The organism is Propionibacterium australiense (assembly GCF_003666605.1).
GTDB classification, from domain to species: domain Bacteria; phylum Actinomycetota; class Actinomycetes; order Propionibacteriales; family Propionibacteriaceae; genus Propionibacterium; species Propionibacterium australiense.
This window is the reverse complement of sequence record NZ_RCIV01000059.1, coordinates 1-1,268: the sequence shown is the minus strand read 5'-3', so window position 1 is coordinate 1,268 and position 1,268 is coordinate 1. Positions and strand designations below refer to the sequence as shown.

Sequence of the window (1,268 nt, the reverse complement as noted above, 5' to 3'; positions counted from 1 at the left end):
TTTTCGGACAGTGGTTGGTGGTTGGTTTTAGGCTGCTGCCTTGTGTTGTTGTCTGGATTCGGTGTTGACTTGGTTGGGGGTCTGGTAACCGATGGCGGAGTGGAGACGTTTGTGATTGTATCGTAACTCGATCCAGGCTGTCACGTCCCGGGCTGCATGGTTGCGGGTCGGGTAGGCCTTGCGGTTTACGAGTTCTTTCTTCAGGATCGCGTTGAAGGACTCGGCGGCGGCGTTGTCATAGCAGCTACCGGTCCGCTTCCTCGGACGGGAGAATCCCGTGGTCGGTCATGAATTTCGTGTATTCGGCCGATGTGTATTGGGAGCCTCGGTCCGAGCGCAGAGATCGTGACACCGCGAGTGGGTGGGCAGGCCCGGCGCGGCCATGGCCAGGGCTTCGGTGACGAGCTCGGTGCGCATGTGACCGGCGATCGCGTGCCCGATGATCTTACGGCTGAAGCAGTCCATGACCACCGCCAGGTAGGCGAATCCCTGCCAGGTCGGAACATACGTGATGTCACCCACCCATCCCGTGCCGGGTGCGGTGGCGGAGTAGGTCTCGGCGCAGCCGGTCGGGCCGGCCTGGAAGGTCTGGCGCAGGGATGGTCGTCCTGGCTCGTTTCCTGGGCTGGTCAAGCAACGAGACCCTCAGCTGCCATGATCTTACGGACCATGTCCCGGCTGACCCGGATTCCGCTTTGGGTGAGCTCGGCGTGGATCCGGCGGTAGCCGTAGGTCTGTTCGGACTCGTCGAAGAAGTAAGTGATCAGTGTCGTCAACTCTTCTTTGCGTTGAGCGGTTGCCGAGAGCGGACGATTACGCCAGGCGTAGTAGCCGGACTTGGATACTTTCGCCCACCGGCACACGGGGCTGGATGGGGTAGTTGCCTTCTTCGCGGTGGATGCAGCGGTATTTCGCGCTCACCCGGGGCTCCAGGGGCTAACGAGGGCCGCCGCTTTTTTCAAGAACTCGGCCTCCATGCGGGCTTCCCGGAATTCTGCTTTCAGGCGCCTGATCTCGGCGTGTTCTTCCGCGGTGGTGCCATCAGGGCTGTGGTCGGGGTGTTCTGTTCGCCATTTCGCGACCCAGTTCCCGACTGTCTGTGCCACAAGTCCGTACGATCTGGCGACCTCACCCGAATCGGCTTGGACTTCTGGACGACCCCTGGAACGACTTGTTCGGTGAACTCTGCACTGTATTTCGATGCCGACATGATCTAATTCTACCTCACGATCATTTCACCCACTGTCCGAAAAACACCAAGCACTCCA

The 1,268-nt window shown here is 60.2% G+C and carries 3 protein-coding genes and 1 pseudogene; all 4 read right to left on the bottom strand.

Going from position 1 to position 1,268, the window contains the following annotated elements; translation table 11 throughout:
- Positions 1-27 precede the first annotated feature (27 nt).
- Positions 28-243, bottom strand: a pseudogene (locus D9T14_RS14530) (integrase core domain-containing protein); the annotation flags it as partial.
- Positions 244-285: 42 nt separating this feature from the next.
- A complete protein-coding gene (locus D9T14_RS13235; RefSeq protein WP_119162205.1) occupies positions 286-633 on the bottom strand; it encodes a DDE-type integrase/transposase/recombinase in 348 nt (115 codons plus the stop codon).
- Positions 630-776, bottom strand: a complete 147-nt coding sequence (locus D9T14_RS13805; RefSeq protein WP_170175709.1) for an IS3 family transposase — start codon at positions 774-776, stop codon at positions 630-632. Before D9T14_RS13805 ends, D9T14_RS13235 begins: the two co-directional genes overlap by 4 nt.
- Positions 777-917: 141 nt before the next feature.
- Entirely contained in the window at positions 918-1,196 is a 279-nt protein-coding gene (locus tag D9T14_RS14525) for a transposase (protein ID WP_375154067.1), read from the bottom strand.
- Positions 1,197-1,268 lie beyond the last annotated feature (72 nt).